This window comes from Paenibacillus phocaeensis (assembly GCF_900021165.1).
GTDB classification, from domain to species: Bacteria; Bacillota; Bacilli; order Paenibacillales; family Paenibacillaceae; genus Fontibacillus; species Fontibacillus phocaensis.
The window spans coordinates 95,724-121,895 of the sequence record NZ_FCOQ01000039.1; the positions used below are offsets into that span (position 1 = coordinate 95,724).

The following is a 26,172-nucleotide window of genomic DNA, read 5'->3' on the forward strand; positions in this document are numbered from 1 at the left end:
GCTGCTCGCTGGCCAGCCCCCCACGGCGGGGGCAAATGCTGCAAAAACTGCAACATTTCAGCGCCGCAGCGAGCCCGGAGAGCTAAAATGTTGCAAATAGTGCAGCTTTTTCGGGCCGATCGGGGCGAGATCCCGAGCAAATGCTGCAGTAAATGCAACATTTCCCCGCTTTCACCGCCGGCGGAGCCAAAAATGTTGCACATTTTGCAGCATTTTGGGGATCGCCCCAGGCTGGACGGCGGCAACTCGGTGCCGCTGCTCGCTGGCCAGCCCCCCCACGGCGGGGTCAAATGCTGCAAAAACTGCAACATTTCAGCGCCGCAGCGAGCCCGGAGAGCTAAAATGTTGCAAATAGTGCAGCTTTTTCGTACGATCGGGGCGAGATCCCGAGCAAATGCTGCAGTAAATGCAACATTTCCCCGCATTCGCCGCCGTCGGAGCCAGAAATGTTGCACACTTTGCAGCATTTTGGGGCTCGCCCCAGGCTGGACGGCGGCAACTCGGCGTCGCTGCTCGCTGGCCAGCCCCCCACGGCGGGGGCAAATGCTGCAAAAACTGCAACATTTCAGCGCCGCAGCGAGCCCGGAGAGCTAAAATGTTGCAAATAGTGCAGCTTTTTCGTACGATCGGGGCGAGATCCCGAGCAAATGCTGCAGTAAATGCAACATTTCCCCGCTTTCGCCGCCGTCGGAGCCAGAAATGTTGCACACTTTGCAGCATTTTGGGGCTCGCCCCAGGCTGGACGGCGGCAACTCGGTGCTGCTGCTCGCTGGCCAGCGCCCCCCTGCCCCCCACGGCCGATCAACCGTGGCTCGACCTTACACCAACCCGCTCACGCCGATCCTCAAGCCGATCCTCACGCCAACCCCTCCACGGATCGATCCGTCAGCTCATAGCGGCAGATATATGTGCCGGAGGCCACGGGGCGCAGCCATCCCTTGTGCACCAGACGGTTCAAGCGGTTCCGCGCCGTACGGAAACTAACCGATTCGTGCACGGCGACATCCCTCGGGCGAACCGAACCCCCGAGATGCCAGGCGAGGCGCAGCACCTCCTTCTCGAGCGGAGACGCCGAACCCGCCGGGCTGCCGGATGGAGCCCTCAGCAAATAAGGGCCAACCGCCAAATTCAGCAGCATCCGGCAAACCTCCGGCCGGGACTGGATATCGTCGAAGGAGAAATGAAGCATTTTCCACCCCATGCCGGTCAGGAACGTGTCCCGATTTAACGCGTAGCTGAATTTCTCCCGGTCCATGTCCTTCACGTGGCTCTGGAACCCGTCGCACTCGATACCGAAGCGGCCATACGGCGGCAAAAAAGCAAAGTCAAGAAACTGCGACTTTCGATTCCAATCGTACACCTCATATTCCGGATGCAGATGCTCCAACGTGCCGAACAACGGCCACCATACATTTTGCAGCAGCAGCTTCTCCGCATATTGATGCCCGCGCTGCAGCCTCCCCTTCCGCTCTCCCGATCTCCCAGCCAAATGTTTCTCCAGAAATACCTGATGCGCCTGATCAAAGTCCATACCTCCAAACCGCCTCCCTTTGAGAAAAATAAAAAAACGCCCCTAGCGCCGCAGCTTGTGCGGCAATAAGGACGTTCTTCGTCAATACCCAAATTATATCACCATTCAACCGTCAACGACACCGGACAATGGTCGCTGCCCAGGATGTGACAGTCAATCCCCGCATCCCGCAGCTGCGGCTCTAGCCGGGAGGAAGTGAGGAAATAGTCGATCCGCCAACCGACGTTGCGCTCGCGAATTTTCGGCATGTACGACCACCAGCTGTACACCCCTTCGCGATCCGGGTAGAAATACCGGAACGTATCGGTAAACCCCGCCGCCAGCAAGTCGGTCATTTTGCCGCGCTCCTCTGGCGTATAGCCGGAGTTGCCCTCGTTCGACTTCGCGTTCTTGATGTCAATCGGCATGTGAGCGACGTTCAAATCCCCGCAAACGATCACCGGCTTAACCACATCCAGCCCGGTCAGGTATGCGCGGAACCGGTCCTCCCACTCCATCCGGTAGTCCAGACGGGAGAGGTCGCGTTTCGCATTCGGCGTATATACCGTCACGAGGTAGAACTCCTCGAATTCCAGCGTGATAATCCGCCCTTCCGGCTCGGAATCCTCCTCCATGCCGTAGCGCACGGACAGCGGTGTAATCCGCGTGAAGACCGCGGTGCCGGAGTAGCCTTTTTTCTCCGCATAATTCCAGTACTGCTCATAATCGCCGCCAAGGTCCAGTTCAATCTGGCCTCCCTGCAGCTTCGTCTCCTGGAGGCAAAAAATATCCGCATCCGCATCCTTGAAATAGTCCAAAAACCCCTTGCCCACGCAGGCCCGCAGTCCGTTCACGTTCCATGAAACCAGCTTCATTTCAAATCCCCTTGCCTTAAAGTAATCGCGAATCGCCGGAATCTAGCAATCTATCGCCCAACCATTCGAATCCAGTGTATCACGTCCCATGCCGTTCAAAAAAGCCTTCCCTTTCTTCAAAACCTGCGCATCGTACATATTGACCGTCGTGCTAAGGATGAACGCAGGCGGCAGCTGTCCCCGGCTGTTCTTATGGCCTTGGATGTGCCACGCATCGCTTTTCTCCCAATTCTTCCATGCCTTCTGGGACTCCCAGCGGATGACAACGACGACCTCCTCGGGTCCTCCCGGCTTTTTCGGTTAACCATCACACTGATGTCCACCAGGCCTTCCATTTGGTCGATCGGGCTCTCCGCGCTAAACCGCGCGAACACCATGCCGCTCTTGCCTTTCTCAACAATCATCGTCCTGGGGTTTTCACAGCATGACGGCGATCGGTCGCCCCCATGCGGCTCTGTTATGCTTCCGCCAACACCGGAACCTCGTAGACGCCCGGCAGCGCACGACGCTTCCGGCTCACGACGTCCGGCGGCTGAACCGCCGGCGCCTGCGGGTGCATCAGCCACGACTTCACCGCGTGAGTATCCGACACCCGGTACAGCGGCGGCTCCTGCTCGAAGTCGATCTTCACCGCATACGAGCTCCGCAGCGCGAAGGCGTCGCCCTTCGGCGGGCGAATCAAATCCGGCGGCGTGCCGGGGATAGCCGACAGCTTCCCGCCGCCATACCCCTCCAGGCTTGGCATCGAGGCCAGCAGCCCCCAGGTGTACGGATGCCGCGGATCATAGAAGATTTCCTCCACCGTCCCGGTTTCGACGATTTGCCCGGCATACATCACCGCCACGCGGTCGGCCATTTTAGCCACAACCCCAAGATCATGCGTAATGAAAATAATCGCAGTGCCGATCTTCCGCTGCAGCTCCTTCATCAGTTCCAGAATCTGCGCTTGAATCGTCACGTCCAGCGCCGTCGTCGGCTCATCGGCGATCAGCAGCTTCGGATTCGCCGCCAATGCGATGGCGATGACCACCCGCTGCCGCATCCCTCCGCTAAACTCGTGCGGATATTGGTGAAACCGGCGCTCGGGGGACGGAATCCCGACCAAATCCAGCAGTTCCACGGCCCGCCGATACGCGGCGTCCTTGGGCATCTGCTCGTGGGTATGGAGCACCTCGGTGATCTGCTTGCCCACCTTCATCGTCGGATTCAGCGAAGTCATCGGGTCCTGAAAGATCATCCCGATCTCCTTGCCGCGAATCCGCTGCATTTGTCTCTCCGTCTTGCCGATCAGCTCCTGCCCGTCAAACCAGATTTCCCCGCGTTTATACACGCCTTGCGGCCGAGGAACCAACTGCATAACCGCCTGGGAAGTGACGCTTTTGCCCGAGCCCGATTCCCCCACGATCGCCAGCGTTTCACCCTTGTCGACATGAAAGCTGACACCGCGGATCGCCTGCACCTCTCCCTCGCGAGTGTTAAAAGAGATGGCCAAATCTTTGACTTCCAGTAAATGCTTCATGGGATCTTGACTCCTTTTCTCTATCATCCTATCTCGTGGTTTGCTGCTATTTATGAAAAGATCTCCATGCTTCAACTGGAGAGTTCATCATTAATAATGATAATGATTATCATTATTAAGTATACCATGCATAGCCGCCCAAGCTCAATTGGAAAAAGTCTGCACCCCTCAGCCCCGATTGCAGTGGACAACTGCGGCAGTGACATTATTCCTATCTCCCTTCCCAAGCGCTATGCTATGGTGTTGAATATGCAAAGATTCAGAGATATGAAATTTCAGATTTTAAGGAGTTTAGTCGATGGACGCGAACCTGCAACAGTTTAAGGCGGAATTTTTCAAAGCGCTCGCCCATCCGATGCGAATTCGTATTTTGGAGGTGCTGAGCGAAGGCGAGCGGAACGTCAATGAGCTGCAGGCGATCCTCGGATCGGAGGGGTCGGCTGTCTCCCAGCAACTGGCCGTTCTTCGCGCCAAAAATCTCGTCAACACGGTCAAAGAAGGCACAACGGTGGTATATTCGCTGCGAGATCCGCTGTTGAAGGATTTGCTCGCGGTAGCCCGGCAAATCTTCGATAACCATTTGGTCGAATCGATTTCATTGCTGCAAGGGATCCGCAAACAACCATAAGGAACCCCCAGTTTCCCCGCCGGGCTGCGGGGGATCTTTTTTGTTTATCGGGATGAATCACGCTGCAGGAACTGCAGATTTCTAAAGAAAAGAAGGGTTTAACGGATGAAGTGGACAGGGAGATTCAGGAATTATAGCGCGGCAGCTTTGCGCAAAGATTTGATTTCGGGATGTATCGTCGGCATCGTGGCGATCCCGCTGGGAATGGCCTTCGCGATCGCGTCCGGCGTCAAGCCGGAATACGGACTGTATACGACCATCATCGCCGGGATTCTGATCTCGCTGCTGGGCGGCTCGCGATTCCAGATTGGGGGGCCGACGGGGGCGTTTATCCCGATTCTGCTTGCCATCGTATTGCAATACGGATATGAAAACCTGCTGATCGCCGGCTTTCTGGCCGGGATTTTCCTGGTGCTGATGGGGCTGCTCCGGCTCGGAACGCTGATCAAGTTCATCCCGCGGCCGGTTACGATCGGGTTTACCGCCGGTATCGCGGTGACCATCTTCAGCGGACAGATCGGCAATTTTCTCGGATTGACCGGCATGAAGCGGCATGAGTATTTTCATGAAAATATGAAGGAGATCGCCCTTCAGTTTCACACCTTGAACGTCTATAGTCTCCTAACGGCTGCCCTCTGTTTGGCGGCGCTGCTGCTGACACCGAAATTCCTGCCGAGAATCCCCGGTTCGCTGGTCGGCATCCTCGTGTCCACGCTCGCCGCGGCTTGGCTGTTCCCCGGCAAGGTGACGACGATCGGCTCCGCTTACGGGGCGATTCCCGGCGGCTTGCCCAGCCTCCACCCGCTGACGTTGTCGTGGGACAACGTCGTGCCGATGTTGCAGCCGGCGCTGATCATCGCTTTGCTCGGCAGCATCGAATCGCTGCTCTCGGCGGTGGTGGCGGACGGGATGACCGGCACCCGCCACAACAGCAACCGCGAGCTGATCGGGCAAGGCCTCGCCAATATGGCCGCCCCGCTGTTCGGCGGCATCCCGGCGACCGGTGCGATCGCCCGCACCGCGACGAACATCAAGAACGGGGCGGTCTCTCCCTTTTCCGGCATCATCCACGGGGTCGTCGTGCTGCTGATCGTGGCGCTGCTCGCGCCTTACGCATCCAACATTCCGCTCGCCAGCATGGCTCCGATCCTGATGGTCGTCGCCTGGAATATGAGCGAGCGCAAAGCGTTCGCCCACATGCTGAAGACGCGGACCGGCGACACGCTCGTCCTGCTCGTCACCTTCCTGCTCACGGTGTTCACCACGCTCACGACCGCCGTAGAAGTGGGACTGGTGCTAGCCGTGGTGCTGTTCGTCAAAAGAATGGGCGAGTTGCTCACCGTCGATAAAGTGCTGCCCGACCTGGCTTCCGGCAAGGATAAGGTACAACCGCACATGGTGACCCAAGATCACGATTGCCCGCAGGTCTCGATTTTTACCGTTGACGGGCCGCTGTTCTTCGGAGCCTCGCAGGCGTTTGACCGGGTCGCCTCGCAAATCGAAGGCGGCCTGCTGCGGGTCGTCTTGATCCGGATGGGCAAGGTGCCGTTTATGGATACGACCGGCGAGGCTAATTTCGCCGCCTTGATCAAACGGCTGCACCAGGCCGGCATCACCGTTGTCGTCTCCGGCCTTCGCGCGCAGCCGCATAAGCTGATGGAGAAAACCGGCTGCTACGGGATGATCGGCGAAGCGAACTTCTTCGAGAATACCGGCGAAGCCTTGACCCATGCGCTGGCCCTGCTCAACGCCGACAGCTGCCGGGGCTGCCGCCATTTCGCCTTCCGCGAATGCACTGGACTTTGCGGCGCGGAACCGGAGCGCAAGCCCCTGCCGGAACTGGCCGGTACACGGGTGCGGGATGGGCAAGTGCCGGTATAAGCGCATGAACTAAGCCCAGCGCACAAACCAATCCCCTCGGAGCACGGAAGACCCATCATCCGTGGTTTCGAGGGGATTGGTGTTATTTAGAAGCCAGTGCATTCACGAGCGTGAGGATGCCTCGCTGGATTTCAGCTTTGGTGCTGCCGTGAACCTTTTGCTGGTAGAGGTACAAATCGGGGCTTAATACAGCGGTCAAGGCACTGCCCATAAACGACGGCTCCACCTCGCGAATCTCCCCGGCCTGAGCCGCTTGCCGGAACAAACCGGTCAAGATGCCATTCAGCTTTTCAAAAATAGGATGCTCGAATTGGGTCAGCTGCTTCTTGCCCGTAAATTCGGACTTGATGCGCAGCAGCAGCTCGGCATGCTCATCGGTGAAATCGACGACCTGGGCAATCGCGCTCCGCAGCCTCTCCAGATGCAATCCCTCCTCATCGGCCTGATCGGCCCCATCAGAATGGCTATCCCGCTCTCCTTGGGTGATTGGCCCTGCCACCAGCGCTTCCAAACCGCTCAGCAATTTCTCCGTATTGTCTCTCAGCAGGTCCGATCCGATCTCCCCAATGTCCGCGTATCTCCGGTAAAGGGAGCCTTGTCCGATTCCCGCCGTACGGGCGATCATGTACATACTGACGCCATCCAGGCCGTGTTCGAGAAACAGCTGCCGAGCTGCCTTCAGGATGCGTTCCCGGTAAGAGTCGCTCCTCCGCCTGTCCTGATTCATCACTTACCTTCCTCTCTGTTTGCGCGATTCCAAAAACGCATTTGACTTATCGGACAATTGTCCGTAAACTAAGTATCGTAAATCTACGGACAATTGTCCGTATCTATATCCATTATACAGAGATACCGGCCGAGGGGCAATCCGATCGCTGATTTTCATCAGAACAGAGGTTGCCCGAATCGGCCAATTAGGAGGAGAAAATCATGGAGCAGACGCTTCCATCCCCTGCGAATTTCAAGCTAAGAAGTATCCTTGTGCCGCTTCTGGCCATCATCGCAGGGGTCTTCATGGTCGTGCTCGACAACACGGCGATGAACGTTGCTTTATCGACGCTGGCCACCGACTTTGGAACCGACCTCAAGACCCTGCAGTGGGTCGTCACCGGTTACATGCTGGCGCAGGCTTCCGTCATCCCGCTATCAGGCTGGTTATCCGACCGCTTCGGAGCGAAGACGGTGTTCCTCAGCGCCGTTGTGCTGTTTACCGTAGGTTCCTTGCTGTGCGCGACGCCGAATCAGGCGGAATGGCTGATCGTCTTCCGGGTCATCCAGGGCTTGGGCGGCGGCTGCGTACTGCCGGTAGCGATGGCTTATGTGTATAAATTAAGCCCAGCCAGCAAGGTGGGCGTCGTCATGGGGATTATGGGGATTCCCGTGCTGTTCGCCCCAGCCATCGGCCCTGTCCTGTCGGGCTGGTTGGTGGAGTATCATACGTGGCGTTTAATTTTCCTGATTAATATTCCGGTCGGGATCCTTTGCCTGGCTATCGGGATCTTCAAGCTGCCGAAGGTGGAACGGAACCCGGTCGCCGGGATCGACAAGTGGGGCATCCTTCTCGGGCCGCTGGCTTTCGCGGCCTTGTCCTATGGCGTCAGCCAAGGCGCAGAAAGCTGGAGCGCAAATAAAACAATCCTTGGCCTCGCCATCGGCGGCGTTGCGCTGATCGCTTTCGTTATCACGGAGCTCAAAACTCGCACCCCGCTGCTCGAGCTGCGCATCTTCCGTTCGGTTGATTTCAGCGCCGGGATTTTCGTCCAGTGGGTGGGGCAATTTGGTTTGTACGGAGCACTGTTCCTGCTGCCCCAATTCCTGCAGCAAGCGCGAGGTTTCGGTGCGTTTGACACCGGACTGACCTTACTGCCGCAAGCGATTGCCTCCGGGCTGATCATGCCGATCGCCGGGATCCTGTTCGATCGGATCGGCGTGCGCTGGCTGGTTGTGCTGGGGCTCAGCCTGGTCTCCGGCGCGCTGTTCCAATATTCGCATGTCGACCTGACGACCGAAAGCCACCAGTTGATCCTCCCGTTGATCATGTGCGGTGCGGGGATGGGCATGATTACGATGCCGATGAATAATCATCTGCTCAACAAAGCGCCGAAGCCGCTAATTAACCGCGTCACGTCGCTGACGAACTCCATGCAGCAGGTGATCAATTCCCTGGCGATTTCCACGCTGGTGACCATTTTAACCTCCAGAACGACGTTCCGCGCGGATGAAATGCGAACCGCAGCCGCGCAAGCTGCCCAAACGGCCAGCGACCTGACCCAGGCTGCAGCCGGTTCGGCTGAAGCGATGCGGCAAGGGGCAGCGATGGCGCTGGCCAAAGGGTTCGATGATACGTTTTTCATCATGATGTTCATGGCGATGGGCGGTGCCGTGCTGGGACTACTGCTGCGGCGGAACCGTCCGGCCAAGGACGAACCGCAAGAAACGGCCCAATCAATCACCGGCAAGGAAAGCATCAGCCATTAACGAGTGAGCGTGAGCGGCGTAAACTCGTCTAGCTTCCCGCCGTACACGTTGTACGCCGACGTATCGCGTATAAACCAGCGGAATACCCGGCGCAGTACCATGGAATGCTTGCAGCCGACGAGCGATGGCTGCTTGGCGAACGACACCTTCTCCGCACGCGTAACGGCGCTGTCGGAGCAGATCTCGCCTTAGGCCTTAGCCTTATGCGAAGGCCGCTCCGACGGCCTCTTGCACTTACGGCGAGTACGAGCAGGCCGTTCCGGCAGCCGCCGCCGAGTTCATTGCCTTCTATCGCCGCAAACGGCACTAAATCCAAATTGTATTTGATTTTTCGCGTACAAATTGGTGGCGATGACCTCAATTCCGATTTCTATTCGATTTTTCATATAGAATCTGGAACTATACCCCTTTGCAGCGCAAATGTATATGAATTTTCATATACATCCCATCGAAATCGCGAATCACGCTGGATTCTATTCGATTTATCGAATACATTGGTTGCCCGAGCCTAAGCCTAAGCGGCGGGTCAATCTCGGAGAATTAGTGGTGGGGGTGCAGCTATTTTTCCGTAAAATCAGCATTGGGTGCAAATAAGGACGAGAATACATCTAATTCCGCAGAAAAGGCCCGATCTCGGCCCAATCGCAGATAATAACTGCATCTCGGCAACTAATCAGCCATTTCCGCCAGAATGCATAAAAATAACTGCAGCTATGCAGTTATTCGCAGATCTGCCTCTGAGGCCGCGCGGCGGATAACTCACCGCCGCCATTTGCCCCAGGCCGAGGCGAATCGGCCTGGCGCGGTCCCAGATCAGCTCCGCATCTACGCCCCAATCTCCCGAAACTCGGTGGGCGTCATGCCGGTCACTTTTTTGAACACTTGCGTGAAGTAACGCGGGTCCTGGTAACCTACCATCGGGGCTATCTGATACACCTTGACATGGCTGTTCTTCAGAATGTATTTGGCTTTCTCGATCCGGCATTCCGTCAAATACTCAAGGAACGTGTAGCCGGTCACCTGCTTGAAGAGCAGGCAGAAGTGACTGATGCTTAAGTCGGCCCGCTCCGCGACCTCCTCCATGCTGAGGTCCTTATGATAGTTGCTGAGGATATACTCCTGCGTCTTGGCGATCACCGTCTGCGCATTGTCCTTGAACTGGCTGTCCTGGCTTTCGCTGATCCACCGGCCGAAGTTCGCCTTAAGCAGCCCGATCATTTCATGCAGCGTCCCGAGGGACTGCAGCTCCTGCAGCAAGCCCTCCAGCGACCATTCCGACAACAGGTTCATTTGCTCGTATTGCCGGAACATCACCACGGTCAGCTCCACGATAACCCGCTCGGCGGCTTCTTTCGAGAAGGACTGCTCCTCAATGTACTGTTTCGTCTCATCCAAGGCCGACAACAGCCGCTCCCGGTTCAGCGTCCGGATACTGTCCAGGAGCACCGCTTCCAGGGGCTTCGGATATTTGGCCTCGCGGTCGGCCCCGGGCTCCCGGCCCGGCTGATCGATGAACACGCCCGCCCGATCGCTGTAGAAGCGCTGATATAACGCTTTGGCGGCGCTTTGGTACGCCTCGCTCAGGCGCTCCAACCCCGCTGCCGTTTGGCTGAACCCAATCGAGCACGACAATTTGGTATAGAGCTGGATCTGCCGGATCACATCGCTCCCAAGCTCTTCCCTCTGATTCAGGAGCAGACTCGGAAACAGCAAGACCCATTCCCCGCTGTGAAAAGGAAACATCGTGAGCGCCCCCTGCGCCATCGACCATTCCCCCAGGATATTACGCACCGCAAACAGCCATAGCCGCCGCTCCTCCGGAGACCACTGCTCATTCAGCTTGACGAAATGATCCAGTTGGATCACCGCCATGAAATAATCCTGCCTCAGCTCGCTGTTCTCCAGCCAGCGCATATGCTGCAGATGGCTTTGACTCTGATTGCCTTCAATAAATTCGGCAAACATGCGCTCCCTCGCCAGCATCGACAACACCTGCACCGAATGCAGCAGCTTGTCGTTCTCCGATTGCTTCTCCAGGGTTTTCTTGGCCCGCCGGATCATCTCGATCAGCTCATCATGGNGACGAAATGATCCAGTTGGATCACCGCCATGAAATAATCCTGCCTCAGCTCGCTGTTCTCCAGCCAGCGCATATGCTGCAGATGGCTTTGACTCTGATTGCCTTCAATAAATTCGGCAAACATGCGCTCCCTCGCCAGCATCGACAACACCTGCACCGAATGCAGCAGCTTGTCGTTCTCCGATTGCTTCTCCAGGGTTTTCTTGGCCCGCCGGATCATCTCGATCAGCTCATCATGGTCGATCGGTTTTAGCAGATAGTCGAATGCGCCTTCCCGCAGCGCCTCGCGTGCATATTCAAACTCCCCATAGCCGCTGACAAAAATAAACAACCGATTCGCATTCTCCGTCAGCACTTCCTTCATCAACGTGATCCCGTCCATTCCCGGCATGCGAATGTCGCTGATGATCATATGCGGCGACAGCTCGTGAACGAGCTGCAGCGCCGCTTCGCCGCTCCGCGCCTCCCCGACGATCTCCAGATCCAGCTCCTCCCAGGGGACGGCCACTCTCAAGCTTCGCAAAATCACCGGTTCATCGTCCACCAAAATAACCCGGTACTTCTCTCCCTTTGTCACCGTTCCACACCTCCAGCCGTTTCACTCGGCAATGAGCTTCGCCGCAGCCGCCAGTATTGCTCCGACGTTTGTTGGATCTGTTCCAGCGCCTTTGCGGGCGTCGCCCGCTGGCTGATCATTTCCTCCAGCACCTTCAGAAAGGTTTTGTTCACCTCCGGAGGAAGCACGTTGTCGTAGGGGACGAAGCTTTGGCTGCTTCTCTCCATCATGTCCACGACCTGCGCGAAGACCGGCCCGGTTTTCTCCGAATCATACGTAATCTTCATCGATGGAATACGCAAGGCCTCGTAAACAATACGCCGCTGCACTTCCTCGGTATAAAAAGCCTTCAGCAGCTCTTGCGCCGCTTCCCATTTGGCTTCTTCCAGATTGGAGGACAAGCCGATTCCGATCGTGTACCCCCCGGCAATCGATTTGCTGCCCCCTTCCGTCAGCGAGGGAAACGGGAGAACCCCAACTTGATTTTGAAAATCCGCCGGCGCTTTCTCGTTATGGAACAGGTTGATATCCCAGCTTCCGTTCAGATACATCGCCGCTTCGCCGCTGGTGAACCGCTCGATGGCCTCCTCAGTGGAAAGATCGTTGGCCGGCTCGTAGAAGGCTTTCTCATCGATCCAAGCTTTGAACTGTTTGAACGCTTTCCAATAATAAGGGTTCTGAAAGCTCAACGACTCATCGCCTTTCACCAGCTCATCGATCAACCCGGGCCCGGCGTACCGGTCCATCAGATAATGCGCGAAAATCGCCGCCGGCCAGCGCTCCTCATTCCCAAGCGCAAACGGCGTGATGCCATGGTCCGTCAAGACGCGCACAGCATGGTTCAAATCCTCCAGTGTCCGGGGCGGTTCCAGGCCTAGTTCATCGAAAATTTCCTTGTTGTAGAACAGCGGCTCGGCGTTGCCTTCAATCGGCAAACCGTAAATATGCTGATCGAACGTCCATAAATGCAAGTCCTGAAACTCCTGCTTCAGCCCGTTCTTCTCAACGAATTCGGTTAAATCCATCAGCCGATTTGAGCGAACGTAAGGCTCAATTTCAGCCCCCCCGAACAGGACGAACATGTCCGGCGGCGTCCCGGTCACCATTTCGCTCTTCAACTTCTGCTCTCGATGAACGGTCTGGTCCATGCCCTCGAAATTCACCTTGACGTTGGGGTGCTTCTCCTGAAATTGGGCAACGACGTCTTCGACGATGTTCAGCATCTGCCGGTCATGCTCCTTAATCCAGAAGTGGCGGAAGGTCAAGGTCACCTTCTCGGTCTGCTTCTCCTCAATCGGCTCGTGCCCGCCGGCAGCGATGATCAGCACGGAAAGCGCCAGCACTACGGCGTAGACCGCGATCCAGCCCCAGTTCAAAAACCATTTTCTCATGTCATCCGCCTCCTTTGGTCCGCTCTATCGTTTCATGGCTTCCGCATCGTGGAGGATCTTGGGAATGCGGAGGCGGATGGTGGAACCTTGTCCGGGAGAAGAGCAGATCAGGATGCCGTAGCGGCTGCCAAACCGGAGACGAAGCCGCTCGTGAACGTTTTTAAGCCCGACGCCAGTTCCCCGGTAACTCTTGTTGCCTCCCTCTCTGCTCCACAAATTCATCAGCGTATCCGCGCTGAAGCCCGGTCCATTATCCGTCACGTCGATCAGGATATCCCGGTCGTCCTCCTTCGCCGTGATCAAGATCAGCCCTTTCTCCTCCATCGGCTCAATCGCATGGTACAGCGCATTTTCCACGATCGGCTGCACGATCAGCTTCTGGGTCAAATGGTACTTAAGCGACTCCGGGATTTCGATGCGGTAGTCGAACTGGTCCTCGAAGCGGAACTTCTGAATGTCCAGATAATGCCGCACATGCTCCATTTCCATTGCCAGCGTGATGAGCTGTTGATTTTCACTAATGCTGATCCGCAGCAGCTTGCCCAGCGAAACCACCATTTTGCTGATATCCTTATTCCCCTGCAAAACGGCCAGCGAATTAATCGACTCCAGCGAGTTATAGATGAAATGCGGGTTAATCTGGGCAACCAGCGCCTGCAGCTCGAATTCCTTCTTGCGCGCCTGCTCGGTCTGCACCTGATCGATGAGTTCGGAAATTTGCGTACTCATCCGGTTGAAGCCATCCACCAGCAAATCCGTTTCATCTTCACTGCGCACCGCGGACGTAATCGGCACGAAAATCCCCTGTTGCACCCGCTTCATCCCGTTCACCGCACCGATAATGCTGCGCACCAGCCGGCGGACGAAGAACCGGTCGAACAGAAAGGCCGAAATCAGCGAGACCAGCACCAGTACGATCGCGATATTGCGAATCGAGATGGACTCCGAAGCGATCAGCTTGCTGGGCGTAATAGCCACCAGATACCAATCCTTGTTATGCGAAGGCAAGTAGGTGATCAGCGATTGTTCCCCTTGATATTTGGCCGTATAGTATCCCTTTCCTTCCGGCTCCTCCCGGGTTAGAAAGGGAAATTCCGTGCGTTCGCCGATATGCGAGCCGGATTTGTCGAACACGATATTCCCCAGCTTGTTGACGAGCAGAATATCCCCTTGCTTTAAGGTCGCGGCATCCCAGAACACTTGGTCCAAAATATCGGGTTTCACATAGATGACCAAGGCGCCGATATCCTCCAGCGAATAATAATCCTTAATCAGCCGGGCCTGAATCAGCACCGGCTTCCCCGCCGCGGCAGAGCCGTTCTCCCCCGGGCCCACCCAGACCGGGCGGCCTTCGGCGGCTTCCATGGCCCCGTACCAGCTTTGCCGCTTCAGTTCCCGGATGGACATGGCCTCATTGAATTGATACTGCAGTTTGTCCTTCGAATACAGCCCGAATGAAGTGATCATCGGGTGGTTAATCAGATTGTTGATGTCTTGTTTCTGCTCGTAGGTCACCGTAAAATTCGCCTGCTTCACGAGCTTCTGAATGAACGGCTGGGCGATCGCCGAGTTGGATACCGTCGTAACCTCGTTCAGCGCAAACTTCAGCTTGCGGTCGGTTTCCAGCAAGGAAACCCAGTAGAAATTGTTGGATTTGTTCTCCATAGCCCGCGAGAAGCTGTAATACGATATGGAACCCATCAGAATGACGGGAATAAAGACGAGAAGAATAATAGCCAGCAAGATTTTTCGACGAAGCTTCATTTCGTTCCTCCTATGCATCTCCTACTCTATTATTCTTCATGGCCTGGCTGATTCCTTGCCGCTTCTAACAACGCGAAATCGCAAGGGGGCCCGGCCCCCTTGCGAATCAGGTTTATCGTATCCTTCCAAGATCTATGATCAAGCCGCGTTTTGCGCCTGTTTGATGGCTTCATTCCATTCAGCTTGCGGATCTGCCTTGTTCTCAAGCACATCCCGGAGCGCCTTCTTGATCAACGCATCCACTTGCTCAAACCGCGGCCCGCGGTAAGCCGGTATTACGCGTTGCGCCGACCTTGCGTACGCCTCAGAGATCACCTGTCCTCCAAAAAAGTCATCCGGATCGGCTTGGAATGCCGGTTCGTTGTACACCGCCGGGATCGAGGGCAGCTGCCCGCTCGCTTGAAACGACTTCAACTGATTCTCCTTGTTGGTTAACCAAGTCATGAAGTCGTAAGCTTCCCTCGGATGCTTCCCTTCCTTCGGCAGCGTCAAGAAGGAGCCGCCCCAACTGCCGGAACCCTCCGGAATTTGGGCAATCCGCCACTTTCCGGCGGTCTCCCTGGCGCTGCGGATCGTGTCCTCCATCCAGGTCGGGCCGAGGACGACGCCTACGTCCCCCTCGCGGATCGCTTTCTCCCACTCCGGAGACCCCAATGTCCGGTTGCCGATCCACCCTTCCTGAATGCCTTTTACCGTAAAATCATACGCCTTTCTCACCTGCGGATTGGTATCCCCGATGAAGGACCCGTCGATTTTGTTGAAGTAAATCCGGTCGGTCGATTGATCCCGAAGGCCGTTGTACACCAAATCCGCCGAGTCGGCAAACGGGATTCCGGTTGCTTCCGTAAACCGCTTCGCCACCGCGGCAAATTTGTCCCATTTGTAGATCGCGGCGCTAAATGACTCGGGGTCGGTCGGAAGTCCGGCCCGCCCCATGAGGTCCGTACGATAGTATATAACGGTCGGACTGATCCCGGCCGGCAAGCCCAACTGAAACGAACCGTCCGCCGAGGTTGCCTGTTTCCAGGACCAATACAGGTAATCCACCTCGATGCCCTTCGCCCCGAGATCATACAAGTTATAAAAATGATCTTGTGCGTCTAGGAAACGCTCTATAAACTCCTGATCCAGCATGAAAATGTCGGGTGTGCCCGTTCCTGCGGACAAAGCGGACTCCATGCGGTCATGATGCACAAATGTATCGGTCATGATGTTGAGATTGATCCGAATCTCGGGATGCATCGCCATATACTCCTGAGCCAGGGTCACATAATGGGTATTTCCCAGCGCCCAGAAAGTTAATACGACGGGGGAACCTGCACTGCCTTCGGTCGTACCCGGAACGTGATTCTCCTCGTTATTCGCCGCATTGATTACGCCATAAGCGCCCAGCAAAGAAATCATCATGGCGGCAATCGGCAGAACAGCCAACCATTTTCCTCTCTTCATTGCCGTTGAATCCTTTCCTGCATCCGAATTTATACTTTAAGTCTAGCGAAAAGGGGGTTGGTTTTTGAGGAGGCAAAATTGCGATTTCAGGTTGGAATTTTTCTGATCGCAGACCACAAAAAGCCGATTCTCCACCTTAACAGCGAAGAATCGGCCATGGATTCCGAGGACAGGGGTTAGAAGAAGTCGAACAACGCCGTTTGACTCACGGGGATCCGCTGTTCGAACGTGTTGACATCGGCTGCCGCACCGGTTAACTTGCCGCAAGCGAACATCTCCCGCGGCCGTTTATAGCCCAGCAATATCGCCGTCAACGTTGAAATGTCGCAGGCGAGCCCGGAATCTGCCGGATGCGCCGGATCGGCCGGCGTCAGGCTCCCTTTTCCCTCCGGGGACACTTCCAGCCGCCAATCCCCTGCGTTCCAGGGGGCAAACGTGTCTTCAATGCGCAGGCTAAGGCGAATGGGACCGGCGGAAGCCGATGCGGTGAACGAATAGTCCTTGATGAAAGCCGCCGCATTCACAATCCGGGCCATGAAGTAAGGCACGGTTTCCTGCTTGCAGCGCGGATCGCGCAGCAAGAACGGCAGCGGGTCATCCGCCGGCACGCGGTCGATGATCGCCTGGGTCACCATGGAATCGTGGTTGGCCAGATACGCCCACAGACCTTGGCGGGCCGGTTCGTTCAAATAGACGAACTCGTCAATGACAAGCTCCCTGTTCTTCACCTGATAAATAAGGTATCCTTCAGGCTCGCCCGATTCGGAGTAGTAAACGGCGGTGTGGTCTTCATCGCCCAATACCATCCGCTTCCACCACGCTTCATCCCGGGCCAGCGTTCCGTTATAGCGCCGGGCAAATGAATGATAGATTCCATCCAGGAGCTCCATGTCCCTCACATCCCGCTTAACGGAACCCGAGGCGTACGTCTTCGACGGGAAGCTGTCGATATTCACGGTATACTTCTTATAATCCGTATACACTTCCCAGCCGAATTTCCGGTAGAAAGGAATCGAGAAGGGATGCAGACAGGACACAACCTGTCCTTGCTCGTTCATGCGTTGAAGCGCGGCCGACAGCAGCTCCCTGACGAGCCCGCCCCGCCGATGCTCCGGCCAGGTCGCCACGCCGGCGATGCCTCCCATGGGAACGGGGCGTCCCTGTACATACAGATGCAAGGGCAACAGCATCAGCTTGGCGAGCAGCTCGCCGTTCTCAAAGACTCCCCAGGATTGCTCGGGAACAAAGCGGCTCCGCTGCTCCTCCCTCTCCTCCTGCTTCACCTTGTACTGAAAGGCATACTCGGACAGGCTCAAGCTGGCGTCAAACTCATCGGCTCGTAACGGTCTGATCTCCACAAACCCACCTCTTTCATCAATTGATGATCATGATCCTCTAACGTATTTATTATAACAAACCGGCGACTTCCCCGCGCTCGTCCAGATGGATTCGCTCCGCAGCCGGAACCTTCGGCAGGCCGGGCATCGTAACGATGTTGCCGGTATGGACGACGACGAAGCCGGCGCCTGCCGATAACGTAACGTCCTTAACCTGCACGGTAAATCCTTCGGGAGCTCCCCGTAGATTCGCCTGGTCGGAGAAGGAATACGGCGTCTTGGCCATGCACACCGGCAGGTGGCCGAAGCCTTGCCGTTCAAGCTCCTCAATACGGGCTGCGGCTTTGGCGCTCAGCTTGATGCCGTCCCCGCGGTAAATTTCTCCCACGATCGTTTCGATTTTGGCCTTAATATCCAGCTCGTCGGAGTAGAGCGGCGTATATCGTGCGGTTTCCTGCTGCAAAATGCCGAGCAGGGTTGTCGCCATTTCTTTGCCGCCCTCGCTGCCTTGAGCCCAAACATCGGACAGCTCTGCCTTAACTCCCAACCGGGTACATTCCTCTTTCACAAGCGAAATTTCCTCTTCCGTATCGCTGATAAAATGGTTCACCGCGACCATCACCGGAACCCCGAACTTCCGGAGGTTCTCCAGGTGCCGCCTCATGTTGGGCAACCCGGCCCGCACCGCTTCCGGGTTCGGTTGGTCCAGCTCCGCCTTGGCCGCTCCGCCGTTATATTTTAATGCCTTCACCGTCACGACCAACACAGCCGCATCCGGCTTCAGGCCGGCCTGCCGGCATTTGATGTCGAAGAACTTCTCCGCCCCCAGGTCGGCCCCGAACCCGGCTTCGGTCACAACGATTTCGGCCAGCTTCAGCGCGGTCTTCGTCCCGATAACGCTGCTGCACCCGTGGGCGATATTGGCAAACGGGCCGCCGTGCACAATCGCCGGGGTTCCCTCGGCCGTTTGTACCAGGTTCGGCTTGATCGCCTCTTTCAACAATACGGTCATCGCGTCAACGGCGCCGATTTGTACAGCCGTGACCGGCTCTCCGGCCATATTACGGGCCACGACCATGCGGCCCAGACGCTCCTTGAGATCATGCGCATCCTCGCTGAGACAGAGAACCGCCATCACTTCGGAAGCGGTTGTGATCATGAACCCGGATTCGTGTACGCTTCCGTTCCCTTCACCAAGACCCACAACGATTTGCCGCAGGCTCCGGTCATTCATATCCATCGCGCGTTTCCACAAGATCCGGTTCGTATCGATCTGCAGGGCGTTCCCTTGAAAGATATGATTATCAATCATCGCAGCGAGCAGGTTATGCGCCGACGTAATCGCATGCAGATCCCCGGTAAAATGCAGGTTGATCTCCTCCGAAGGAAGCAGCTGGGCTTTATTGCTGCCCGTTGCGCCGCCCTTCATGCCAAAGCAAGGACCGAGCGACGGCTCCCTAAGCGCCGCAATGGTCGGTGCCCCGATGGCATTCAACGATTGCGCCAGCCCAATTGTCGTTAAGGTCTTGCCTTCACCGGCCGGTGTCGGATTCATCGCCGTCACCAGCACTAATTTTCCATCAGGCCGACTCCCCAACCTGCTCCGCAACCCCGGATCCAATTTGCTCTTGTACCGTCCGTACAACTCCACATCCTCTTCGGCAATGCCAAAGGACGCAGCCACTTCCAATATTGGCTTCATTCCGCTCCGCTACCTCCATCTATCTCATTCTTGTAAAACCTCATGCAAATCCTGTCTAAAAATTTCATTTCTTATTGTACATGAAAGAGAGGGAACTATGCGTGACGGAATTCGTACGCCCCCCATTGTGTGAGTGGGGAATGGAAAATATATCAAAAGTCACTGGCAATATATAACATATAGAGTAAAGTAGATTATGTATATTTTACCTATAATTCTAGCTTTTGAGGTAAATATACAATATCCCGGAAAGGGGGCAGTGTTCGTAGAGTTCTTAAGCTAACGATTGTGCAAGAAAGGAGTAGATTTATGACAACGAAATGGGTGCGGGGCTTTAGCTTGTTTTTTATCGCGTTTCTCATGTCCCTGTCCGTAAATGTCTCGGCTTCGGCTGCGGAATTCACTCAGGGAGCGGACGTATCCGGCAATAACGTCACTTTATGGTTCAAGTCAAACGTCAACACGACATGGGTGGATGTCCACTATAAGGTGGATCCCGGTATTCAGCAAAATCTACGGATGACCTACAACGCGGGTGCTGGCCGATACGAGCAAACGGTCAATTCAGCAGCTCAAGCCAGGATTGAATATTCCTTTACTTATAATAACGGCTTGCCTGCCTATGACACGACAACGTTCACCTATACAGGCCAGCCCGGCTCGGTGCCGACGTCCGGCTCAATTTATTCGATTCCGGCCTCCTCCATTCCCACCCCTTCCGATGGCGGTGTTAGTCTCAAGGTTATGAACGGTACGGGGGGAGCTTATGCGGATCATCAAATTTATTGGGGAGTGATTGGCATCAATCCGGCCAATGGCAAATGGAGTTATCTGGATTTGTCCGGACGACTTATTCCGATCTCGTCGAATTTAAACGACGCCCCCGGACATTTAACCAAAAACGGTGCCAATTATGCCAACATCTATCACAAGGTTAGCGACGCCGCTTGGGTCAATCTCCCCCGAATCACTTCCGGCCGATTGTTCCTTAGCGTGGACAGCCCCTTGTACATGAAAACGTTTGACGACGGTTTTGCCGGTCCGGATCTCAACAATCCAACCGATCCCAACCTGAATATCATTTTCGACTTTGTGGAATTCACCGTTGACGATAGCGGATATCACGGAAATACGACAAGGGTCGATCAATTTGGTTTTCCAATTCAACACCGTCTGGTTAACCGGGCGGGGAATTACGATCGCACCGTCGGCGAACTGGAATCGGAAACCCGTTCCGGATTGTTTGCGAAATATCAAAATGAAGTCCCCAAGGAATTCAAGTCACTAGGTACCCTGCAAGCCCCTTACCGCATACTCAGCCCTATGAAAGGGCCGTTTAAGCAGGGAGGGGCTTATGAGAACTATTTTGCGGGATACTCCAACATCTCTACCCAGGACATTCTGCTGGGAGTTGGCGGCGCCAGCAATGCTGAAGTATGTGCCGCGCTGAACCGCCACGTTTACTCGGATCCCGGGAGCTGGAATCAACCCGAGAAATACTATCAAGCCGCACCCGCGAACTATTACGCGAAATTCTGGCATGATCACAGCATCGATGGATTAGCTTACGGCTTCTGTTATGACGACGTCAACGGACAAGCCGCCTATCTGGAGGTGGGCGATCCGAAAGGTCTCATCGTAAGAGTAGGTTGGTAAAACGGGTTGCACTATTAATCGATCCTATTGGAGAGAGGGAGGAATTTGAATGCAAGCTCTTCGAAAGAGATTTGCCTTTTTAGCCGTATTTGCCTTATTGATTACCTTATTTGCTCCGCTTTCGGTTGATGTCAAAGCGTCCCCGACAGCAAGCGGCAACACCGCAGTGGAAATGGATGCCGGTTCGATCCAGTTATCCAGCGCCTATCCGGCATGGGACAGCACGAAAGCCTATGTAGGCGGAGACATGGTCTCGTATAATGGCCAGGATTACAAGGCAAAATGGTGGACCCAAGGCGATACACCAGGCACATCGGATGTCTGGGAGCATGTGCCGTCGTCCGATGGCACCTATCCCGCCTGGAACAGCGGGAAAGCCTATGTAGGAGGAGACATTGTCACCTACAATGGTCAATTGTATAAAGCGAAATGGTGGACCCAAGGGGAAACCCCTGGAACCGCAGCCGTTTGGGAGCTGGTGGCGGGCAACCCGGATCCGACAGACCCGACTGATCCAACGGATCCAACCACTCCGACGGACCCGACAGATCCGACAAATCCCATTCCGGGTGGTTTTAAAGTGGTCGGTTATTATCCCAGCTGGGAACCCGGCAAAATTAACACCATCCAGTATCAGAACCTGACGCATATTAATTATGCGTTTGCTATTCCGACCAGCGACGGCTCGCTGCTTCCGCTGAGCAATCCGGACGCCGCCAGTCAAATTATTCGGACGGCTCATGCAAACAACGTGAAGGCGCTGCTCGCAGTAGGCGGTTGGTCTTATAATGACACTCCTTTGGAGAGCACCTTCATGGCAGCGACGAATACACCGGATAAGATCAAGAAATTCGGCGACGCCATCATCGCGATGGCCAAGCAATACGGATTTGACGGCGTAGATATGGATTGGGAGCACCCGAGAACCGACGGCTCAAGCAAGCAGCAATATGAGGATCTGATGGTCTACTTGAGCACGGAGCTGAAGAAGCAAAATATGCTGTTGACCGCTGCGGTCCTGAGCGGCGTAACACCGGATGGCGTCATTTATTGGGACTCGGCGGCTCATACCGACAAAGTCATCCGCGCCGTAGACTGGTTTAACGTCATGGCTTATGACGGCGGAGACGGAGATCGGCATTCCTCCTACGATTTTGCCGTGCTTAGCGGGAAGTATTGGAAGGATACGCGAAAGATGCCGGCCGATAAAGTTGTGCTGGGGGTTCCTTTTTACGGCAGACCTTCCTGGGCTTCTTACGCCGCGATTTTGCAAGCGAACCCTAACGCGTATAATACCGACATTTCGATGATAAACGGCATGCAAGCCTACTACAATGGAATACCGACCATTCAGAAGAAAACGCAATACGCGCTGGAGAACTTGGGCGGCATCATGATTTGGGAAATAAGCCAAGATACGACCGATTCCAGCAAGAGCTTACTGCAAGCGATCGGAAACACCGTTAGAGCTTATCATCCTTAATTAAGCATCTCAATCCCAAAGAGCACTGCCGCTGGGTCGGTGGTGCTCTTTGGTCATCCCTTGACGAAGTAGAAGTTACTTGTAATAGTTGTGCTTGTGCAGTTAATTCTCACCTTTTCGGCAAATCGGGCTCAATAGTTGCCCACATGCAGATAAATTTGCTCAAACAGCCTTAATTCGCTTGAATCGCCGAAAATAACTGCATACAGACAACTAATTACCCAAAAACGGCGGTTTCTCCAAAATTAACTGCAGCTCTGCACTTAATTTTCAAGTTTGCGCCGGACCTGTGTAACGCCTCGCTATCCATGCCCATCAAATGTTCAATCGGCGCTCTCGGTGCTCTTTGGTCATCCCTTGACGAAGTAGAAGTTACTGAAATAGTTGTGTCTGTGCAGTTAATTCTCACCTTTTCGGCAAATCTGGCTCAATAGTTGCCCACATGCGGTTAAATTTGCTCAAACAGCCTTAATTCGCTTGAATCGCCGAAAATAACTGCATACAGACAACTAATTCCCCATAAACAGCGAATTGTCCGAAATTAACTGTAGCTCTGCACTTAACTCTTAAGTTTGCGCCGGACACCTGTGTAACGCCTCGCCTCGCCGCCGAGATGCCCATCAAATGTTCAATCGGTGCTCTCGGTGCTCTTTGGCATCCCTTGACGAAGTAGAAGTTACTTGTAATAGTTGTGTCTGTGCAGTTAATTCTCACCTTTTCAGCAAATCGGACTCAATAGTTGCCCACATGCAGTTAAATTTGCTCAAATAGCCCCATTCCCCGATTATCGCCGAAAATAACTGCATACAGGCAACTAATTCCCCAAAAATGGCGGTTTCTTCAGAAATAACTGCAGCTCCGCACTTAACTCTCAAGTTTGTGCCGGACCTGTGTAACGCGCCTTGCTATCGATGCCCATCAAATGTTCAATCAGTGCTCTCGGTGCTCTTTAGCATTCCTTGACGAAGTAGAAGTTACTTGTAATAGTTGTGTCTGTGCAGTTAATTCTCACCTTTTCAGCAAATCGGACTCAATAGTTGCCCATCTGCAGTTAAATTTGCTCAAACAGCCTTAATTCGCTTGAATCGCCGAAAATAACTGCATACAGACAACTAATTCCCCAAAAGCGGCGGTTTCTCCGAAATTAACTGCAGCTCCGCACTTATGGATAAAACTAAAAGAGCACCACCGGATCAACGGCAGTGCTCTTTGTCTTTGCTTGGCGGCGTCCTACTCTCCCAGGACCCTTCGGTCCAAGTACCATCGGCGCTGGAGGGCTTAACGGTCGTGTTCGGGATGGGAACGAGTGGAACCCCTCCGCCATCGCCACCAAACGGTTCAAGCGTTTTGATCGCCTGAAAACTGGATACGAAACGTAGTTTGCGTGTTAGTTTTTTTGGATAAGCCCTCGACCGATTAGTACCTGTCAGCTCCATACATTGCTGCACTTCCACCTCAGGCCTATCAACCTCGTCGTCTTCAAGGGGTCTTACTAATTGGGAAATCTCATCTTGAGGGGGGCTTCACGCTTAGATGCTTTCAGCGCTTATCCCGTCCGCACTTAGCTACCCAGCTGTGCTCCTGGCGGAACAACTGGTGCACCAGCGGTGCGTCCATCCCGGTCCTCTCGTACTAAGGACAGCTCCTCTCAAATTTCCTACGCCCACGACAGATAGGGACCGAACTGTCTCACGACGTTCTGAACCCAGCTCGCGTACCGCTTTAATGGGCGAACAGCCCAACCCTTGGGACCTACTTCAGCCCCAGGATGCGATGAGCCGACATCGAGGTGCCAAACCTCCCCGTCGATGTGGACTCTTGGGGGAGATAAGCCTGTTATCCCCAGGGTAGCTTTTATCCGTTGAGCGATGGCCCTTCCATGCGGTACCACCGGATCACTAAGCCCGACTTTCGTCCCTGCTCGACTTGTCAGTCTCGCAGTCAAGCTCCCTTTTGCCTTTGCACTCTTCGAATGATTTCCAACCATTCTGAGGGAACCTTGGGGCGCCTCCGTTACTCTTTAGGAGGCGACCGCCCCAGTCAAACTGCCCGCCTGACACTGTCCCCATACCGGATCACGGTACCAGGTTAGAACTCCGATACGATCAGGGTGGTATCCCAACGGCGCCTCCACCGAAGCTGGCGCTCCGGCTTCCTAGGCTCCCACCTATCCTGTACAAATCGTATCAAAGTCCAATATCAAGCTGCAGTAAAGCTCCATGGGGTCTTTCCGTCTTGTCGCGGGTAACCTGCATCTTCACAGGTATTAAAATTTCACCGGATCTCTCGTTGAGACAGCGCCCAAGTCGTTACGCCATTCGTGCGGGTCAGAATTTACCTGACAAGGAATTTCGCTACCTTAGGACCGTTATAGTTACGGCCGCCGTTTACTGGGGCTTCGGTTCATAGCTTCGGGGTAAACCCCTAACCACTCCCCTTAACCTTCCAGCACCGGGCAGGCGTCAGCCCGTATACTTCGCCTTGCGGCTTCGCACAGACCTGTGTTTTTGCTAAACAGTCGCTTGGGCCTTTTCACTGCGGCCCCCTCGAGCTATTCACTCTACCGGGGCACCCCTTCTCCCGAAGTTACGGGGTCATTTTGCCGAGTTCCTTAACGAGAGTTCTTCCGCGCGCCTTAGAATTCTCTTCTCGCCTACCTGTGTCGGTTTGCGGTACGGGCACCTTCTCCTGACTAGAGGCTTTTCTTGGCAGTGTGAGATCATGACCTTCGGTACTGTAAATTTTCCCTCCCCATCACAGCCCAGCCTTACGATGTGCGGATTTGCCTACACACCAGCCTCACTGCTTGGACGGGGCATTCCATCGCCCCGCGTCACTACCCTACTGCGTCACCCCATCGCTCATAACGGATTACGGTGGTACAGGAATTTAAACCTGTTGTCCTTCGACTACGCCTTTCGGCCTCGCCTTAGGTCCCGACTTACCCTGAGCGGACGAACCTTCCTCAGGAACCCTTAGGCTTTCGGCGGATCAGATTCTCACTGATCTTTTCGTTACTCATACCGGCATTCTCACTTGAATACAGTCCACCAGTCCTTCCGGTCTAGCTTCAACCCGTATTCAACGCTCCCCTACCCCTGATGCAATGCATCAAGCCATAGCTTCGGTGGTGTGTTTAGCCCCGTTACATTTTCGGCGCAGAGTCACTCGACCAGTGAGCTATTACGCACTCTTTAAATGGTGGCTGCTTCTAAGCCAACATCCTGGTTGTCTGTGCAACTCCACATCCTTTCCCACTTAACACACACTTGGGGACCTTAGCTGATGGTCTGGGCTGTTTCCCTTTTGACAATGGATCTTAGCACTCACTGTCTGACTCCCGGTTATTCAGTCTATGGCATTCGGAGTTTGACTGAGCTTGGTAACCCTTGGCGGGCCCCGCACCCAATCAGTGCTCTACCTCCACGACTATCCCACCGAGGCTAGCCCTAAAGCTATTTCGGGGAGAACCAGCTATCTCCGAGTTCGATTGGAATTTCTCCGCTACCCCCACCTCATCCCCGCACTTTTCAACGTACGTGGGTTCGGGCCTCCAGTGCGTGTTACCGCACCTTCACCCTGGACAGGGGTAGATCACACGGTTTCGGGTCTACGCCTACAAACTCATTCGCCCTATTCAGACTCGCTTTCGCTGCGGCTCCACCTTCTCGGCTTAACCTTGCTTGCAAACGTAACTCGCCGGTTCATTCTACAAAAGGCACGCCATCACCCATAGATCGGGCTCTGACTTCTTGTAAGCACACGGTTTCAGGTTCTTTTTCACTCCCCTTCCGGGGTGCTTTTCACCTTTCCCTCACGGTACTGCTTCACTATCGGTCACTAGGGAGTATTTAGCCTTACCA

The 26,172-nt window shown here is 54.9% G+C and carries 16 protein-coding genes, 2 rRNA genes and 2 pseudogenes; 5 read left to right on the forward strand and 15 right to left on the reverse strand.

Annotation, left to right across the window (positions count from 1 at the left end):
* Positions 1 to 856 precede the first annotated feature (856 nt).
* The 4 genes and pseudogenes from BN3795_RS24725 to BN3795_RS24735 all read right to left on the reverse strand — a co-directional run bounded on the left by BN3795_RS24725 (position 857) and on the right by BN3795_RS24735 (position 3,904).
* Complete coding sequence (locus BN3795_RS24725) at positions 857 to 1,531, reverse strand: type IV toxin-antitoxin system AbiEi family antitoxin domain-containing protein (RefSeq protein ID WP_068787336.1); 675 nt, start codon at positions 1,529 to 1,531, stop codon at positions 857 to 859.
* 98 nt (positions 1,532 to 1,629) lie between these two features.
* A complete protein-coding gene (locus tag BN3795_RS24730; protein ID WP_068787337.1) occupies positions 1,630 to 2,385 on the reverse strand; it encodes an exodeoxyribonuclease III in 756 nt (251 codons plus the stop codon).
* 42 nt (positions 2,386 to 2,427) lie between these two features.
* Positions 2,428 to 2,789, reverse strand: a pseudogene (locus BN3795_RS25390) (antibiotic biosynthesis monooxygenase).
* A gap of 53 nt (positions 2,790 to 2,842) precedes the next feature.
* The gene (locus BN3795_RS24735) at positions 2,843 to 3,904 is read right to left on the reverse strand and encodes an ABC transporter ATP-binding protein (RefSeq protein ID WP_068787338.1); all 1,062 of its coding nucleotides are present in this window, start codon (positions 3,902 to 3,904) and stop codon (positions 2,843 to 2,845) included.
* Positions 3,905 to 4,202: 298 nt separating this feature from the next.
* Between BN3795_RS24735 and BN3795_RS24740 the strand changes: the two genes are divergently transcribed.
* Together BN3795_RS24740 and BN3795_RS24745 are read left to right on the forward strand one after the other, a co-directional pair.
* Entirely contained in the window at positions 4,203 to 4,532 is a 330-nt protein-coding gene (locus BN3795_RS24740; RefSeq protein WP_068787339.1) for an ArsR/SmtB family transcription factor, read from the forward strand.
* Between the two features lie 105 nt (positions 4,533 to 4,637).
* Entirely contained in the window at positions 4,638 to 6,413 is a 1,776-nt protein-coding gene (locus BN3795_RS24745) for a SulP family inorganic anion transporter (protein WP_068787340.1), read from the forward strand.
* An 82-nt stretch (positions 6,414 to 6,495) separates the two neighbouring features.
* On the opposite strand, the gene BN3795_RS24750 is transcribed toward BN3795_RS24745, so the two are convergent.
* On the reverse strand, positions 6,496 to 7,140 hold the full coding sequence (locus BN3795_RS24750; protein ID WP_068787341.1) for a TetR/AcrR family transcriptional regulator: 645 nt from the start codon (positions 7,138 to 7,140) through the stop codon (positions 6,496 to 6,498).
* Positions 7,141 to 7,343: 203 nt separating this feature from the next.
* Here BN3795_RS24750 and BN3795_RS24755 point away from each other — a divergent pair, with 203 nt between their 5' ends.
* Positions 7,344 to 8,891, forward strand: coding sequence for a DHA2 family efflux MFS transporter permease subunit (locus BN3795_RS24755; protein ID WP_068787342.1), 1,548 nt, complete (start codon positions 7,344 to 7,346; stop codon positions 8,889 to 8,891).
* Here BN3795_RS24755 and BN3795_RS25765 read toward each other — a convergent pair.
* From BN3795_RS25765 to BN3795_RS24790, 8 genes and pseudogenes are all read right to left on the reverse strand, one after another.
* Positions 8,888 to 9,037 (reverse strand): hypothetical protein, encoded by a 150-nt coding sequence (locus tag BN3795_RS25765; RefSeq protein ID WP_198524832.1) that lies wholly within the window; start codon positions 9,035 to 9,037, stop codon positions 8,888 to 8,890. The genes BN3795_RS24755 and BN3795_RS25765 overlap by 4 nt on opposite strands.
* Before the next feature lie 679 nt (positions 9,038 to 9,716).
* The gene (locus tag BN3795_RS24760; RefSeq protein WP_332835624.1) at positions 9,717 to 10,952 is read right to left on the reverse strand and encodes a helix-turn-helix domain-containing protein; all 1,236 of its coding nucleotides are present in this window, start codon (positions 10,950 to 10,952) and stop codon (positions 9,717 to 9,719) included.
* A 35-nt stretch (positions 10,953 to 10,987) separates the two neighbouring features.
* Positions 10,988 to 11,494, reverse strand: a pseudogene (locus BN3795_RS26300) (response regulator); the annotation flags it as partial.
* Positions 11,495 to 11,544: 50 nt separating this feature from the next.
* The gene (locus BN3795_RS24770) at positions 11,545 to 12,918 is read right to left on the reverse strand and encodes an ABC transporter substrate-binding protein (protein WP_068787344.1); all 1,374 of its coding nucleotides are present in this window, start codon (positions 12,916 to 12,918) and stop codon (positions 11,545 to 11,547) included.
* Between the two features lie 24 nt (positions 12,919 to 12,942).
* A complete protein-coding gene (locus BN3795_RS24775; protein ID WP_068787345.1) occupies positions 12,943 to 14,682 on the reverse strand; it encodes a cache domain-containing sensor histidine kinase in 1,740 nt (579 codons plus the stop codon).
* Positions 14,683 to 14,820: 138 nt separating this feature from the next.
* A complete protein-coding gene (locus BN3795_RS24780) occupies positions 14,821 to 16,131 on the reverse strand; it encodes an extracellular solute-binding protein (protein WP_068787346.1) in 1,311 nt (436 codons plus the stop codon).
* Between the two features lie 176 nt (positions 16,132 to 16,307).
* Complete coding sequence (locus BN3795_RS24785) at positions 16,308 to 17,489, reverse strand: GNAT family N-acetyltransferase (protein ID WP_068787347.1); 1,182 nt, start codon at positions 17,487 to 17,489, stop codon at positions 16,308 to 16,310.
* 49 nt (positions 17,490 to 17,538) lie between these two features.
* Positions 17,539 to 19,170, reverse strand: coding sequence for a formate--tetrahydrofolate ligase (locus BN3795_RS24790; protein ID WP_068787348.1), 1,632 nt, complete (start codon positions 19,168 to 19,170; stop codon positions 17,539 to 17,541).
* 309 nt (positions 19,171 to 19,479) lie between these two features.
* Between BN3795_RS24790 and BN3795_RS24795 the strand changes: the two genes are divergently transcribed.
* Entirely contained in the window at positions 19,480 to 20,826 is a 1,347-nt protein-coding gene (locus tag BN3795_RS24795; RefSeq protein ID WP_068787349.1) for a glycoside hydrolase family 64 protein, read from the forward strand.
* A 49-nt stretch (positions 20,827 to 20,875) separates the two neighbouring features.
* Positions 20,876 to 22,309 carry a glycosyl hydrolase family 18 protein gene (locus BN3795_RS24800; RefSeq protein ID WP_068787350.1) on the forward strand — a complete coding sequence of 478 codons (1,434 nt, stop codon included), beginning with the start codon at positions 20,876 to 20,878 and terminating at the stop codon, positions 22,307 to 22,309.
* A 1,217-nt stretch (positions 22,310 to 23,526) separates the two neighbouring features.
* Here BN3795_RS24800 and rrf read toward each other — a convergent pair.
* Positions 23,527 to 23,643, reverse strand: a 5S ribosomal RNA gene (rrf, locus tag BN3795_RS24805).
* 62 nt (positions 23,644 to 23,705) lie between these two features.
* Positions 23,706 to 26,172, reverse strand: a 23S ribosomal RNA gene (locus BN3795_RS24810); the annotation flags it as partial.